This is a genomic window from Spirosoma sp. KNUC1025 (assembly GCF_045160025.1).
In the GTDB taxonomy this organism is placed as follows: domain Bacteria; phylum Bacteroidota; class Bacteroidia; order Cytophagales; family Spirosomataceae; genus Spirosoma.
The window spans coordinates 5,427,678-5,443,849 of record NZ_CP087139.1 but is presented as its reverse complement, the minus strand read 5'-3'; the positions used below and the strand labels follow the sequence as shown (position 1 = coordinate 5,443,849).

Sequence of the window (16,172 nt, the reverse complement as noted above, 5' to 3'; positions counted from 1 at the left end):
TACACAGATTTTTTTCTTTCGCTCATTCACTCATTCACTCATTCACTCATTCGCTCTTTTTTTCGTTATCTTTCATCAAAAAAGAATTCACTTGAAAATAGGAACTATCATATTGGCGGCCGGTGAATCTTCACGAATGGGAGGGGAACCTAAGCAGTTATTGATCTACAAAGGGCAGTCGCTAATCCGTCGTGTAACAGACACCGCACTGGCGTTGCAACGCGGCCCGGTTGTAGTGGTATTGGGCGCTCATCGCGCCCGCATTGTGCCTGAATTAACCGGGTTGCCCATCACACTGGTCGATAATCCAAGTTGGCCAACCGGACAAGCATCATCGCTCAAAACGGGACTGGCGGCTCTGTATCTGACCCATAAAGACATCGATGCCGTGCTAGTACTGCATATCGATCAGCCGTTAGTATCGCTGGGGTTACTCCTGCACATGCTCGAAGTTAGGCAGGATGAAGGCAAAGGAATTGTGGCCTGTCGTTATGGTACTCAGGTTGGCGTTCCGGCTTTGTTTAACCGCGATTATATTACAGAACTGCTTCAGCTGGAAGGCGATAAAGGCTTGCAATGGGTTATTGTCCGGCATCGAAACGACTGCTCGGAGGTGCCGTTTGAAGCAGGGGCTATCGATCTGAATTCCAAGCGCGACATCGAGCAGTTTCAGCAGGCACAGATACAGGTTCAATGATTCCGCTCATCCCTAACCGCCCCGGGAGATTCGCTCTTTAGGGAAACTGCCAACGAATTGATTTCATGCAAAAACTAGTCACAGCCCACCACTTGCAGGCCCGTCTGACAACCGTTCTGGAAACGGTTGAACGAGAGTTTGCCACCCTGACTGACCAACAACTTCGCTGGAAACCCGCCCCCGACCGCTGGAGCGTAGTGGAGTGTTTGCAGCATTTGAATCTGGCCGAACGGTTCTATATCCGTAACATCCAGCATAAGGTCGATAAGCTTGGGCTGGTGCAGGCCAATCCTGCTGATCAGACGATCGAAAGCGATTGGGTGGGTAAAGCACTGTTGTTTGCCGTCGATCCGCAGGTGAAAATCAAACTGCCTGCACCGGGAATAATTCGTCCACGACCGGCCGCTGAACTGGTTCCGGCCGACGTACTGGCGCAGTTTCTGGAGCTTCAAACCTTGTTACGTTCGTTACTGGACAAAGCCGTTTACCTCGACTGGAATCGGGAGAAAGTGATGACTTTGTTTGGAAACTGGCTCAAAATTCGTCTGGGCGATGCCTTCCTGATGTTGCTGGCACACACGGAGCGCCACATGAACCAGGCCATGCGTGTAAAAGCGGAAATGGGTACATTTGCGTTATAAAGTATTATCAACCTATGCTTTGAATGAAACATTATTTACAACACGACCCCTGGAATATCGTTGAAGAAGGTTTTCACCGTAACTATAATGAGATTACCGAAAGCGTGATGTCGATCGGCAATGGCCGACTGGGCGGACGCGGTTCGTTCGAAGAAAAATTTTCTGGTAAAACCCTCCTCGGTAATTACGTAGCTGGGGTATACTATCCCGACAAAACCCGCGTCGGCTGGTGGAAAAACGGTTATCCGCACTACTTTGCCAAAGTCCTGAATGCCGCCAACTGGATTGGTATCGGCATCGATATTGAGTACGAAACGCTCGATCTGAATCAGTGCGAAGTCCGCGACTTTCGGCGGGTGCTGAACATGCAGGAAGGTTACCTCGAACGCTCGTTTGTGGCCCGCCTGAAAAGTGGTAAAGAAGTTCAGGTGCATGCCAAACGCTTCTGCTCCATTGTAGACGACGAATCGGGAGCGATACGGTACGCCATCAAACCGCTGAATTTCGACGCCAAAATTACCATTACGCCCTATATCGATGGTGACATACGTAACCGCGATGCGAACTACGACGAGACCTTCTGGGACGAAGTGCGCAAGGAAACCGGCTATGGTGAAGCCTACATCGAACTCCGTACACGCAAAACAGCCTTTCACGTAGCGACAGGTATGTGCGTGGAGATTGAGCAGGACGGGGTAAAGGTCGATTTTCAATCACAGCCCATCAAATACGAAAAATACGTAGCGAACCGCATTACGCTCGACTGTCGGCAGGGGCAGGAAACGGTCATTTTCAAGTACGGCGTTAATCTATCGTCGCTGAATTATGACGCTGATACGATCATCAAGGAAGCTCACTTATACATCCAGCGAATTACCCGTAAAGGCTTCGATAAAATGCTGTTCGAGCAGAAGCAGGCCTGGGCGGATAAGTGGAAAGTAAACGACATTATTATCGAAGGTGATATTGCCGCTCAGCAAGGCATTCGATTTACTATTTTTCAGCTGAACCAGACGTACACCGGCGAAGATGAGCGGTTGAACATCGGCCCCAAAGGCTTTACGGGTGAAAAATATGGCGGCTCAACGTATTGGGATACAGAGGCTTACTGCCTGCCGTTCTACCTGTCTACAGCCGATCAGAAAGTAGCCAGAAACCTGTTGATCTACCGCTACAAACAGTTGGGGAAAGCCATTGAAAATGCCCAGAAACTTGGCTTCCGGGCCGGAGCTGCGCTGTATCCAATGGTGACCATGAACGGCGAGGAATGCCACAACGAATGGGAAATTACGTTCGAGGAAATCCACCGGAACGGCGCCATCGCCTATGCCATCTATGATTATGTACGCTACACCGGCGATGAGCAGTATCTGGTCGAATATGGCCTTGAAGTGCTGATTGCCATAAGCCGGTTCTGGAGTCAGCGCGTCAACTGGTCGAAAGCCAAAGACCAGTACGTTATGCTGGGCGTGACGGGCCCAAATGAATATGAAAACAACGTCAATAATAACTGGTACACCAACTACATTGCCGCCTGGACGCTACGTTATACGGTAGAATCGGTAGCGAAGGTGAAAGCCCTGAACCCCGAAAAATACGCCGAACTGATCGACCGGATTCATTTCCGCGAAGAAAAAGAACTGGCTACCGCTGGGCAGATTATCGACAAGATGTATTTGCCTGAAGATGAAAAACTGGGTGTTTTTCTGCAACAGGAGGGTTTTCTGGATAAAGACCTGATGCCCGTAAGCGATATTCCGAAAGGGCAGCGACCTATCAACCAGCACTGGTCGTGGGACCGGATACTGCGGTCGTGTTTCATCAAACAGGCTGATGTATTGCAGGGCTTGTATTTCTTTGAAGATGAGTTCGATACGGATACACTCCGACGTAATTATGCTTTCTACGAACCCATGACGGTACACGAATCGTCGTTGTCGCCCTGCGTTCATTCGATTCAGGCATCCAAATTAGGCATGAAAGAGAAAGCCTATGAGATGTATCTGCGTACGGCCCGGCTCGACCTCGATGATTACAACAACGACACGGAAGATGGCTGTCATATTACGAGTATGGCCGGTACGTGGTTAGCCGTTGTGAAAGGATTCGGTGGGTTGCGTGTTGAAGCTAATCAACTGTCTCTGAACCCGTACTGCCCCGAAAACTGGAAATCGGTAGCTTTCAAAATCCGGTTTCGGGACGTACTGATTCAGGTCACAACTACGCAGCGGGACGTAACGGTACAAAACTTCTCATCACAGCCGATCACGATCCGGTTGTACGGTAAAGACGTTACGGTAAAAGCAGAGAGCCAGAAGACAATAGGGCAAGAGGTCAAGGTCTGATTTGTAAAAAGACGAAAATAATTTGAAGTGGCTTATCCCGATTAGTTATACCCGATGAACCATACCTAGTAACACATTGCCAGTACGAACAACGCCGAAAGCAAAGATGCCTTCGGCGTTGTTGTTTTGTGGCAGTTATGAATGATCCGATCCCGTAGGGATTGAATGGTTATAGCGCAATGTTCTGATAATCAACGGTGTGTCGTAGGCGTGCTGTTGATTATCAAACTACACACACGGAACGCTTTCAATGGCCTACCAGGGTGTGCGCTTGCCAAGTATTACGCCAACGGTAACCTGGACGGATGGGTACCAGCCCTGACCATAACTGGTCACCACGCTACGCTTATAGTGCCAGTCCTGCTGATCGTTGGTCCAGTAAACGGCATCCCAATACGCTTGATTGCTCGTAATTTGCTTCGTTGGAAACAGCTTGAACAGGTACTGCAAACCAATCGCTCCTGACAACGTAATGCGATTGAACAAAGTGGCTTTTCCACCAAACAGGAATTCGGGAGCCAGCGAAAAACCTGCCGCCTGTAAGGAATCGGAGGGGATAATATAGCGGGAGTCGGATGTAAGCCTTAGACTGGAATGATCGACAACGGCGCGAACGGAGCCGAAGATTGTCAGTTCGTCGCCGAGCCCCAGACCCGGAACGTAATACCGATAACCAACTGTACCCCTTGTGTTCGTAAAGCGTTCCAGGCGGGGTAGTGAAAGTGGCAGCCTGTAACTGTCAGCGTTATACCCCAGTGAAACAGTAAAGCTCTGACGCTTGTCAACGTACCGTTCGTATTGAAGAAGCTGATTTTTGGGGTAAACAAGACCAATCGGCGAAATGGATAACTCCTGTCGCTGACCGCATGCCGGCAGCGCCATAAGTGAAATCAATCCGGTAAGAAGCCCATAAATACGTCTTTGCATACGTAATTTCGTGAAGGAAAAAGAAGGGAGGTTACTATTTTGGTTTGTCATAGAAACTGCATTTAGTTATGCTGCTCAGACTGTTCTGGAATTTTCTTCTTGCTCTGACGCTGTTCAGCACCCGTGGTTACGGCCAGTCGGTCCCTAACCCGACCGATACCAGTTACGTAATGGCGCTGCTGAAAAAAGGGGAAGCAATCGAAACCCGGCAAACGACCAATGCGCTGAATTTCTACCAGAAAGCACACGACTTCTCGAAAAAAATAAATTACACGAAAGGATACTTTGAAAGTGTTCGCCTGATGGTCTACCTGCTCAACAACCTAGGGCAGCACGATAAAGCAAGAAAGTTGGCTCAGGATGCACTCCTGAGGGCGAAACAGGATACATCGAAACGAAACCTGGGCATCAGCTATTTTGCCCTGGCAAACACCGCTTTATTTTCGGGAAAACTGACCGAGGCCATTCCAAATTACCAGCAGGCGGCTTACTACATGCGGTTGATTGGCAAACTAAAAAACGTAGCGGTAATCAATCAGAATCTGGGATATATCTACGAACAGCAACGGATGCTGCCGCAGGCTTTAGCGCACTATAAAAAGGCGCTCGCGTTCGACAGTACGGATAAACAGGATCGACGGTCCATCGCCATCGACTATTTCAGCATTGCCAACCTGCTTAGTAAGCAGGACAAAATAGCGGAGTCGAACGCAATGTACCTGAAGGCCAAACAATGGGTTGATCCGAAAAATGATCTGGATTTCATGATCAATCTGTACAACAACATTGGGTATCAATATGGAGTTGAAGCCCGGTATGACTCAGCGTTATTTTATCAGCGGGAAGCCCTTCAGTTTAGCCGACAACTAGGCAATCCCCGCCATGAACTGCATATGCTAATGGCGCTGGCGCAGACAAGCAGCCGGATGAAAAATTATGCGCAGGCCAGAACCCTGTTGGATGAATCGCACCGTATTGCGCAGAAAAATAAGGTTGGTTTGGCGGAGTTTGGAAATATATACCGGGAGTATGCCGTAGCTACTGAGGGGCTGCATGATTACAAGGCGACAACGGCCTGGCTCGATAAGTACATCGGTGTAAGAGATTCATTGAACAATCAGGAAACAAAGGAACTGCTGGAAAGCTATGAACTTCAGCTCAAGCAGGCCGAAGCGCGGCAGAAACTGGCGGAAAAGCAACGGCAGATTGACCATCTGGAGGAGGAACGCCAACGTCAGAACTTATGGCTGTTGATTGCCGGGCTGATCGGGCTTGTCGCTATGGGAGGCCTGGTGTTTGCGTCGCTCTATTCGCGGCAGCGTCAACGTACTGCCGATACGGCATTGGTGGCTGCTCAGCGTGAACGCGAACTGGCTGTGGTGCAGTCGGAATTGCAGGGTCAGCAGAAAGAGCGATTACGTATTTCCAAAGAAATGCACGACGATCTGGGAGCTTCGCTAACGGCCATTGGCTTATTGAGTGAAGTTGTCAAATCCCGCATGGGGACAAATACAACGCCCGAAATCGAAAAGATCTCGACGATCTCGGCGGATATGGTAACGGCCATGAACGAGATTATCTGGTCGCTCAATACCCGAAATGACAGCCTGAATGGTCTGATCGCCTATACGAGAGCCTACGCCAGCGAGTTTATCGACAATACGGACCTTCGTCTGAAAACCGATGTACAGGAGTCGGCGCATGAAATTGCCATGCGGGGCGCCGACCGTCGAAACGTATTTCTGACCGTAAAGGAGGCCCTGAACAACGTAGTGAAGCATGCGGGCGCTACCCAGATCACGCTTCTGATCCGACCCGAAACCGATCGGCTGGTCATTGAAGTAAACGACAATGGACACGGGTTTACCCCCAATGAGAAAACCTCGTTGCGAAATGGACTGGGAAATATGCAGAACCGCATGAACGAATCCGGTGGAAATTGCGAAATAGTTTCGTCATCGACGGGTACGAGCGTAAGAATTACGTATCCTTACCCACCTGTAGCCGCCGACAAAATACTGCAAACGTAGTATGGCATGAGAATGAAAAAACGATCAATATTGCCGGATGAAAACGCCCATTACCGTTGCCATTGTTGAAGACAAAGAACCGATCCGTCAGTCATTGGCTATTCTGGTCGATGGGGCCGATGGTTTTTCCTGTCAGGCAACGTTCGAGACGGCCGAAGAAGCTATTGATTACCTGCCGGACCACTGTGTCGATGTGGTGCTGATGGACATTGACTTACCCGGCATGAACGGCATCGATTGCGTGCGGAATCTGAAGTCGCTTTGTCCGAATACCCAGTTTATGATGTGTACCATGTACGACGAAGACGAAACCGTTTTCGAGGCTCTGAAAGCGGGTGCCAACTCCTACATTCTGAAACGAAGCCCCCCGCATAAACTGCTGGAAGCCATCACTGAACTCTACGAAGGCGGATCGCCGATGAGCAGCACAATTGCCCGGAAAATCGCCGTTTCCTTTCATGTTAGCCCCTCCGCCACCAGCGAACTGGACGTACTGACCGCCCGTGAACGTGAAATTCTGGATCGACTGTCCAAAGGCCATAGCCATAAAGAGGTAGCCGAAGAGCTGTTCATCAGTCCGACTACGGTTCGTAAGCACATCTTCAACATCTACGAAAAACTCCAGGTACACTCGAAAGTGGAAGCTGTCAACAAGTATCTGGGGAGGAGATGAGGATTGACTGATCGAGTGATTGATTGAATAGCTGCCGCAAATCATAAATACCCAATCACTCGATCAGTCAAAAATTCCCTTTCAAAAATCATACAAATGCGGTATTGATGGCACTGTTTTGGGCAGATAGTTTTGCCTCGGTGATTGACGGAAATCACCCATCAAAACAGCCAATACCATGAAAAAGCTACTGCTCCTGGTGATCGTAACCCTGGCCCTCGGCGCCTGTAAAAAAGGGGAGTCAGACATCAATCCAAAGAATCCCGCCGACGTAGTGGCCGGTCGGTATAAGCTATCTTCCTTTAGTCTTCAGCAAGGTTCGCAGCGGGTAAGTCTGCCCGGTAATGGTCAGTCGTTGAATGGGGTGGCCGAGCTGACAAAGGCGTCGCAGGAGGGATATGTGAACCTCACCCTTACCGTCAACAACAACGAAGTAGTTGGTACGTCCGACAACGTAACGCTGGAGGTTCGAAAAACCAGTGAAGCCTACGGACTTTTCGACGGGAGCGATCAATACGCTGATGTGGACGGAAATAACATCATTTTCAGCCTGTCGGGAACAGACAGCAACAATCAGCAGGTCGAACTTTCTTTTGTTGGTAAAAAATAGACGACCTATGAAACGCTATATTCAGATCAGCCTGCTTCTACTGCTTGTTTTTTCGGGTATCCGAACGACCGCTCTGGCACAAGGTCGTAACCAGATTCTGTTCATCGGTACGCCCCTGGCCGTCGGTGTTGGGCGTTACAATGCCACTGGCTTTACAACCGGACTCGATATTCGTTACCAACACCCATTAGGCGCTAATTTCACCATTACCGGTAAAACGGGGATGGAGTTTTTTCTGGTAAAAGGTCGGTATAAAGATGATTTCCGCTATTACTACGGGACAGCCTCTGGCATTTCGATTCCTATAACCGTGGGACCACGTTTTTACATCATCGATGGATTACATGCCGGACTGAACTTCGGGGTTGATATCGGCGTGAGCATGATTGCCGCCACGGCGTTTCGGTTCGAACCGGCCTTCGGTTATGCAATCCGGCTACCCAACCACAATTACGTTGATGTCGGAACCAGTTTTGTGACCAGTTTCGGTGAGGGTAGCGGAGCCTTCTCCTTCAACTTCGCCTATGGATTGAATTTTGGCCGGTAAAGGTCATGGATGGTGGCATCAGTTTTAGTGCGTGGGGTCAGTTTTGAGAAACTGACCCCACGCACTAAAACTGATGCCACGGACATTACGCAAAAAATTAGAACCGGCCCCCGTTTAGGTAGCACGCTTAGTGGTGAAAACGACGTTGAGCGGGTTATCCAGCGATAAGCCGATTCATTGCCTACTTTTGACAAGAAAATCAGCAATTGAGTTGATACGTACTAAGCGGCAATGATCACGCAGACGGGTAACGGATTGAAGAGCTACAACTACGTAATCACTTTCGTGGGTATCTGGCTGAGTTTGATTGGCTGTCAGTCGTCGGAGCGAAAAACGTCGCAGTCGTCCAGGCAGATCACGTCAGCTTTTTACCACTGGAAAACCGTTTATAACCCAACGCACTATGAAACTGAACTGCTCAACGGTCTGGCAGTCAGTACGCTGTATCTACATTTTTTCGATGTAGACTGGGATGCGAAAACGCGTCAGCCCGTACCGAAAGCCTTTATTCGGTTCCGGCAAAAACCGACTGGCAACGTAGTGCCGGTGGTCTTCATCACCAATCGTACGCTTGTTCAGCTAACAGCCGGGGCCATACCCGATCTGGCTACGCACATTACGCAGGCCATCCAACGTATCAGTCAGCAGCAGGCCATACCCTTGCAGGAAGTACAGATTGATTGCGACTGGAGCCTCCAGACGCGTGACCGCTATTTTCGGCTGCTCACTCTCTTAAAAAACCAGCTTCGGCTGCCTATCTCGGCAACAATTCGATTGCATCAGATCAAGTACACCGATCAAACGGGTATTCCACCCGTAGCGCGGGGTATGTTGATGCTCTATAACGTAGCCGACTGGAAAAACCCCGACACCCGCAACTCGATTTATGATGCCGATATTGCCAGTCAATACCTATCGTTTGTCGCTACGTATCCGCTACAGCTTGACCTGGTATTGCCGCTCTTTCGCTGGACGGTGGTTTACCGGAATAATCATTTTCTGACGTTTTTAAAAAACATTGACCGTACCACGCTGACAAATTGCCGCTTTCTGCGTTCTCTTGACAGCACCCGGTTCGTTGCCAGCCGTGATACGTCGGCGTTTGGCTTTTCGGTTCGGCGTGATGATCTGTTTCGGGTCGAAGCCGTGTCTGCCGGTACGTTGATCCGCGAAAAAAACCGATTACTCGATCAGATTAGTAACCCGCAATTAACCGTAGCTTTATACCACCTCGACTCTACCGTTCTGTCTGCTTATTCTCGTGAAACCATTCAATCTCTCGTACGTCCGATTCCGTAAAATAGCCCTTTCGGTTGCCGTTTTGTTTGCGTTTGCCTGTGGTCCTTCGTTCGACCCGCATGAGTTTATGAGCTTCTTTCAGCCTGAGGTGGCTAACACGCCCGCTGAGTATGGACGGTATATATTTTCGCCCCAGCTTTATGCCGATACAGAACTGGGCGTTGCCTATGCCGATACGCTTGTGATCGACGAAAATGTACGGGCCTGGGCTGCTTATACGGGCGGAAAATTTTCTGAAACCGTGGTGGCCAAAGCGCTTTATAAAGAAGAACCGGAAGCCGTTAAAACCTTTACGTCCGCTTTAGGGAAAACGCATACACCGGCTGTCGCCTATCTGAAATTTGCCTGGTCGACCGACGATGGGCAGGCCAATCCCTGGGTGACTGATATCCCACCCCTTGACAGTACGAAACTGCCTCAACAACTGGAAGAAGCAAAAGCCACTTACGCCATCACCACCGATGCGTTTTTGAAAGAACGATACGCTTTTCAGGCCGTCAAACTGGCCAGTGAAGCGGGGGATTACAAACAGACTCAGCAGCTATATGACAAACTGATAAAACCGTTGCCCAATAAAACATTCATCAGCGACTGGGCACTTTGCCGTCGTGCGGGGGCTTCGCTGGTTTTAAACGATACGGCACGGGCTATTTTTGAGTTTGCGCAGGTATTTGATCGGTGTCCATCGCGCCGGAGAGCCGCCGAAACGAGTTTACGTCGGAGCGGTATTAAGTTTCGGGAAGATGCCTTACAGTACGCCAAAACGGATCGGGAGCGGGCGGCTGTGTACGCACTTTGCGCCATACAGCCAGGTCAGGATGGGCTGGACCTGCTCAAAGCCCTTGTGCATTTAGCCCCTAAAAATCCACTGATCGAGTTGGTAATGGCGCGGGAAATCAACCGGAATGAATACTATTTCTTTACAAGTGGACAGGCGTACACAAACTACACGCTGCTGGCCCGCCCCGACTCCACAGCTTTTGAGGGACGCAAAACCGAAGCCGTTACGTATTTCGAAAAACTGCGGGAGTTTGCCCTTGAGTCAGCCGAAAATAAAGCGCTTGGCGATGGGGCGTTCTGGTACGCAGCCAGTGCGTATCTAGCGTATCTGGGGAACGATTACAAAGCGGCTCAAACACATCTGGATCAGGCGGCAGCGCTGCCAACACCCAATAACCATCTGAAATCACAGATTGCCGTGCAGCGCATGTTGCTGTTGGCCGCCCAGACAGAATCCATAACGCCCGAAGCAGAACAACAGCTTATTGGCTATCTGGAAACGTTTGATCGGACGACAAATTTTCGCGTGAACAATGCCTTTGTGGACGTATGCCGAAGGTTTGCCGCAACGTATCAGCACAAAACAGAATCGAAAAGTGGCTGGCTGTCGAGTTGTTCTCGTTCGACTGAAGAGCCGGTGAATGGGCCGGGCCTGGCAAAAGCGTACCTGCTAACCATGCTGACCACCCAGGCGCATCCTGATACGTATTTCGCCAGCACTGCCGATCCTCATTCTGTTGAAGATACGATTGCTCCCGCTGTTGTCCGGCAGACCATTGCCTTTGCGAACCAGACCAAACCCACTGATTTCGACAAACGATTGCTGACACTGGCGGACTTGTCCAATGATTACCTGAATCTGTTGCTGGGGCGTCGGCTGATGATGGAACACCATTATGCTGAAGCCGCCGATGCCTTCGGCCGGGTAAACCCCAAAACCTGGACGGCGGAACCCTTTGCGATATACTTCCGAAAAAATCCATTTTCGGTGAAGATGCCCCGGCTATATACGGCCACCCCGAAAACCGTTCCGAAAGCGCCGGGTAATAAAAATGGTTTGGAACCGGGTTCCGTGAACATCCCGGCCGAGCCTGTAGCCAATGCCTTTACCCCGGTAACCTTTGCCCGTCGTATGGCCGAACTCGAAAAGCAGGCGCAAACCGCAACCGGCGATAAGGCGGCCGAACTGTATTATGAGCTGGGATGTGGAGCCTGGAATCTTAGCTGGTACGGCAATGCCTGGCTTCTGGTACGTTCGTACTGGAGTGGGGGTGAGCCACCGGTTTATGACGTACCGACTGATCCAACGGCAAAACAAAAACGCTTCGACGTGCTGATGAAAATGGATTATTACACGACCAGCCATTCCCGAAATTATTTTGAGAAATCGGTAAACGCGGCTAAAACCCCCTTACTCGCCGATCGGTCGGCGTATATGGCCGCTCGCTGCGAAGCCAATGCATTTTCACTGCAAAAGTCAATCGAGCAGGTGCGGAATGGCTACGTATATGAAGAAGATTCGACCTTTGTGAAAAACATGCGGACGTTACGTAAAACGAAGTATGCCCGGTTCTATAAAGCGTTTATCAACAATCACACCCACACGCTGTTTAACCAGGAGATGATTCGCGAGTGTGCGATGTACAAGGATTTTCTGGCGTTTGGCGAGGAACTGAACGAGTAAAAACGTTACGTCGGCCTTTCGGGAAAAGCAGAAACAGACTCAAAGCAGTGGCGATTCGAACAAATGAAGGGGGGGATTTTGATGCTGTTTCGCCAGTTTATGATGGACTTTCTTTCATTGTTTTTGGGCGAAAACTTCAGCGTGCGCAGGCTGTTTTCTTGAAGGCGATTCCCGCCCATGCCGACGTATTGATTGTGGGTGGTGGGACGGGCTGGTTGCTCGAACAGGTATTAACACACTGTCGGCCCAATCGGGTGGTTTATCTTGATACGTCGGCGCGAATGGTTGCCCGTGCCAGTCGACGAATCCTTCGGCAGGCCGTCGTTGGCGCTGTCGATTTCCGGGTAGGCGATGAAACGATGCTGACTGGCAATGACCATTTCGACGTAATTATAACCCCGTTTGTGCTCGATCTCTTCACCGAACAAACCTTACAGGCACAATTTATTCCACGGTTACGCAGCACCTTGAAAACCGGGGGACTGTGGCTTGTCACCGACTTTATTCAGACGACCAATTGGTGGCAGAAACTACTCTTACGCTCAATGATTCGCTTTTTTCGGCTTACGGCCGGTATCAAAACGCAACAACTTTCTGACTGGCAACGGGCTCTGGCCCAAAACGGTTTATTACGTCAGGATCAGCAGACCCAGGTTGGGGGAATGGTTTCTACCGAGATTTGGGTAAATCTCTAGTTTCTCTTTTTCAAACAAGCTCGCAGGCGGTACGATTTTTCAAACAAGCTCGCAGGCGGTACGATGGTGAAGCGTATTGGATAGATTAGGGGTGCCTAGATCGTTTTCCACCCCTTCGCGGTCATCTATTAACAGTTGCCTTTGTAATCAATGACCGCGAAGAGTATGGACCTATCTCCCTGTTATTTGCCAACTCCCGGTATGAGGGCCAGCAGGCTCCGGCCTTTTGTGGCGACGGCTTCGCTTATTTGATTTTTTACGACATTTTTGATGATCTCACTCCGGTCGCGCTCACCCCGAGCGAGCGATTTGGCAAACTCAATGGCCTGATCTGTTGTGATCTTGCCGGGCATGGGCGGTTCATTCTGATCCACAAAAGCGTCTACAATCACCGGACCATCATGAGCCAGCGCTTTTCGAATCACGTCGGGTGCGTCCTTCGGGTCATCAAGTGTAAAACCTGTGGCTCCACAGGCCCGCGCATAAGCTGCGAAGTCAATGGATTGAAGTTCGACACCAAACTCCGGGTTGCCTTCCAGAACGATCTGTTCCCATTTGATCTGCCCGTACGAATTATTGTGGAAGATGAACACCTTAATCGGTAGCTTGTACTTAACGGCCGTTGCCATTTCTCCCATCAGCATCGTAAACCCGCCGTCGCCTACCAACGCCACCACCTGCCGGTCCGGATATGCTATCGAGGCCGCAATGGCGTAGGGTAGTCCCGATCCCATAGTGGCCAGCAGGCCCGACGTCGAAAACTGCATGTCGTCCCGAAGATCGATATGCCGGGCCGCCCAGGTCGTGTTGTTGCCACAATCGCAGGTGATGATGGCATCCGAATCCAGCAATGGGCTAATCAGGTGCGGCACAACCTGTGGCTTCATTGGTACGTCAGTTTCTGTGCCGCGTGCGCTGATCAGCTCGCGCCAGAATGTCATCCGTTCCTGCGCTTTTTCCAGAAAGCTGCGGTCTTCTTTCCGATTAATGAGCGGCAAAAGTCCGTCAAGTATCGTTTTGCTGTCGCCCACCAGTCCAACTTCAACGGGCGTCCGCAGGCCAATATGCGTCGGGTCGATGTCGATCTGCAGTGTTCGTACCTTGCCGGGTTTAGGAAAATATTCAGTATAGGGAAAGTGCGTACCGATCATAATGAGCGTATCGCACTCTTCCATGGCATCCTGCGAAGGGGCCGTTCCCAACAAACCGAGGCCGCCTGTTGTGTAGGGGCTATCGTCGGGCACGACGGCCTTACCCAGCAAAGCTTTGATAATTGGGCCAGCCACCGTATCCGCTAGCTGCAGCACTTCCTGGCGGGCTTTTAAACAGCCTCTCCCAACAAAAATAGCTACTTTTTTACCTGCGTTAATCAGATCGGCGGCTTTCTGTAACTGCGCTAGCGAAGGCGTAAGCTCAGTGCTTACTTTCAGCACACCGGTATGCCCCGGAATATTGGGCATTGAGCGCGTATCATCGCTGGCCGTCCAGTCCTGAAGATCTTTCGGAAACGACAGATGCGACACTGTTCGCTGGGCGAGTGCCGTACGTATCGCCTGATCGACGGCGTTGACAACATGATCGGGGCCCATAATTCGCTCATTATACGGCGCCAGGTCCATAAATACCTTGACCAGATCGGCATCCTGCTGATAAAGCGAACCGCTTATGTCGTGGTACGTATGGCCCGTAATGGCCAGTACGGGTTGTCCATCGTACTTGGCATCGTAGAGACCGTTAATCAGATGGAATCCGCCACAGCCCGAAGTGGCCATGCATACGCCCAGTTTGCCCGTAAATTTGGCGTATCCAGCCGCCATGAATGCGGCCGCTTCTTCGTGGCGTACCTGAACAAAGCGAATCTGATCCTGGTGTGTACGTAACGATTCAAAAAGACCGTTGATACCGTCTCCCGGCAGGCCAAAAACGGTATCGACGCCCCATTCAATCAAACGTTCAATAAATAAATCTGCTGCTGTTTTTGCCATAGTGCTGTTTACCGGCTTTGACAGCTACCGGCTAAAGGGATAAGTACCCATGCGTCGAAATTGTTAATTAAAAACAGATTGAATTCGGCAAGGCAGCGGGTGCACTCAACAGCTATTCCCTCGTGCGGTCCATATCCTCACTTTTTTGGACTCACTTTTTGCTTTCTCAATTAGATATGGTTAGATAAGTCAAGCTGCATAAGCTCAGATTTTACATCCATAGTTCATACAGCCGCCACAGGTTTAGGGGCGGCTGTTTAGTAACCAGAGGTTACGTTTGCCGACGCACGCGTATTGATGACTGTAAACTGTAGCTGCTATCAGCCTGTTAATAAGAGTGGTTTTCATTCTGGGTGATACTTTTTTGCCAGAATAAAAAAGCTTCAGAGACTCGTTTTCATTTACTTATTTCCCATGAGCGTTATTAAACCTGCCCTTCAAAGTCCGGAATCCATTGTTTACTTTTTGGGAGCAAATAACTATTGCTGGCTTTATTTCCGCAATGGCGAAAAAAAGTTACTGGCCAAACCAATCAGCTATCTTGAGGGACAGTTGCCGGGTTTCATTCGGGTACACAAAACCGTTCTGATCAATCCGGCTTACGTAAAGAGCCTACATCAGCCACCCCGGCAGAAAATGGCGGGCGAGATACGGCTGGCGTCAGGTGAAGTATTTCCGGTGAGTCGTCGGCGCTGGGCGCTGGTGGCCGAAGCCTTGCAGTATTATCTGGTACAAAACGCAACAGACGCCGTTGTTGAGCGGTCGGCTGTCGCTACGTCGTCGAGTGCTGGTTTGTTGCCCGAATCCGCCAGGCAGTCGATATTTCTGATTACCGAGGATGAACAGAACGCTTTTATGGCGAAGCGGGCCATCGAACGAAAATGGCCCGCTTATCAGGTGCATACGCTCCAGCGCAGTAGTCATCTGTCGGATTTGCTGAGTCAGTTAACGCCGGAAAATTACCCCATATTTCTAGTGCTGGATGCCCGAACAATAACGCTGGAACGCCTGAATACCCTCCAGCGCCTGAAAGCGAATCCAAAGCTCGGTAGTATACCTGTTATTTTGCTGGTTACTCCAACTGATCAGGCCGTAACGGATGGATATAACTATAAAGCGAACTCGGTCATCTCGATGCCGGAAGGGTATACCCTATTTACACAGACCATTGAACGTGTTTGTCAATTCTGGCTTCGAACGGTCGCTTTGCCGGGAGTCACGCACCCGGAAGAAATTGAATCTTATTAAAACAAACGGTA

13 protein-coding genes are annotated in these 16,172 nt (G+C 50.1%); 11 read left to right on the top strand and 2 right to left on the bottom strand.

Translation table 11 applies throughout. The features are described from left to right. The first annotated feature begins 91 nt into the window (after positions 1-91). The 3 genes from LN737_RS23840 to LN737_RS23830 all read left to right on the top strand — a co-directional run bounded on the left by LN737_RS23840 (position 92) and on the right by LN737_RS23830 (position 3,683). A complete protein-coding gene (locus LN737_RS23840) occupies positions 92-697 on the top strand; it encodes an NTP transferase domain-containing protein (protein ID WP_405512633.1) in 606 nt (201 codons plus the stop codon). Between the two features lie 65 nt (positions 698-762). Then, on the top strand, positions 763-1,338 hold the full coding sequence (locus LN737_RS23835) for a DinB family protein (RefSeq protein ID WP_405512631.1): 576 nt from the start codon (positions 763-765) through the stop codon (positions 1,336-1,338). 23 nt (positions 1,339-1,361) lie between these two features. Next, on the top strand, positions 1,362-3,683 hold the full coding sequence (locus tag LN737_RS23830; RefSeq protein WP_405512629.1) for a glycoside hydrolase family 65 protein: 2,322 nt from the start codon (positions 1,362-1,364) through the stop codon (positions 3,681-3,683). A 255-nt stretch (positions 3,684-3,938) separates the two neighbouring features. Here LN737_RS23830 and LN737_RS23825 read toward each other — a convergent pair whose 3' ends face one another. Next, complete coding sequence (locus tag LN737_RS23825) at positions 3,939-4,610, bottom strand: hypothetical protein (RefSeq protein WP_405512627.1); 672 nt, start codon at positions 4,608-4,610, stop codon at positions 3,939-3,941. A gap of 68 nt (positions 4,611-4,678) precedes the next feature. Between LN737_RS23825 and LN737_RS23820 the strand changes: the two genes are divergently transcribed. The 7 genes from LN737_RS23820 to LN737_RS23790 all read left to right on the top strand — a co-directional run bounded on the left by LN737_RS23820 (position 4,679) and on the right by LN737_RS23790 (position 12,928). Continuing rightward, positions 4,679-6,640 (top strand): ATP-binding protein, encoded by a 1,962-nt coding sequence (locus LN737_RS23820; RefSeq protein ID WP_405512625.1) that lies wholly within the window; start codon positions 4,679-4,681, stop codon positions 6,638-6,640. Between the two features lie 37 nt (positions 6,641-6,677). Continuing rightward, positions 6,678-7,313, top strand: a complete 636-nt coding sequence (locus LN737_RS23815) for a response regulator transcription factor (RefSeq protein ID WP_405512623.1) — start codon at positions 6,678-6,680, stop codon at positions 7,311-7,313. Between the two features lie 178 nt (positions 7,314-7,491). Further along, entirely contained in the window at positions 7,492-7,923 is a 432-nt protein-coding gene (locus LN737_RS23810; RefSeq protein WP_405512621.1) for a hypothetical protein, read from the top strand. Between the two features lie 7 nt (positions 7,924-7,930). Next, entirely contained in the window at positions 7,931-8,470 is a 540-nt protein-coding gene (locus LN737_RS23805) for a hypothetical protein (protein ID WP_405512619.1), read from the top strand. A 231-nt stretch (positions 8,471-8,701) separates the two neighbouring features. After that, positions 8,702-9,769, top strand: coding sequence for a hypothetical protein (locus tag LN737_RS23800; protein ID WP_405512617.1), 1,068 nt, complete (start codon positions 8,702-8,704; stop codon positions 9,767-9,769). Then, positions 9,732-12,233, top strand: coding sequence for a hypothetical protein (locus LN737_RS23795; RefSeq protein ID WP_405512615.1), 2,502 nt, complete (start codon positions 9,732-9,734; stop codon positions 12,231-12,233). The genes LN737_RS23800 and LN737_RS23795 overlap by 38 nt, the downstream gene beginning before the upstream one ends. 47 nt (positions 12,234-12,280) lie before the next feature. After that, entirely contained in the window at positions 12,281-12,928 is a 648-nt protein-coding gene (locus LN737_RS23790; protein WP_405512613.1) for a class I SAM-dependent methyltransferase, read from the top strand. Positions 12,929-13,110: 182 nt separating this feature from the next. Here the strand turns inward: LN737_RS23790 and LN737_RS23785 are convergent, their stop codons facing one another. Then, entirely contained in the window at positions 13,111-14,913 is a 1,803-nt protein-coding gene (locus tag LN737_RS23785) for a thiamine pyrophosphate-dependent enzyme (RefSeq protein WP_405512611.1), read from the bottom strand. A 414-nt stretch (positions 14,914-15,327) separates the two neighbouring features. Between LN737_RS23785 and LN737_RS23780 the strand changes: the two genes are divergently transcribed. After that, positions 15,328-16,161, top strand: coding sequence for a response regulator transcription factor (locus LN737_RS23780; protein ID WP_405512609.1), 834 nt, complete (start codon positions 15,328-15,330; stop codon positions 16,159-16,161). The last annotated feature ends 11 nt before the right edge of the window (positions 16,162-16,172 follow it).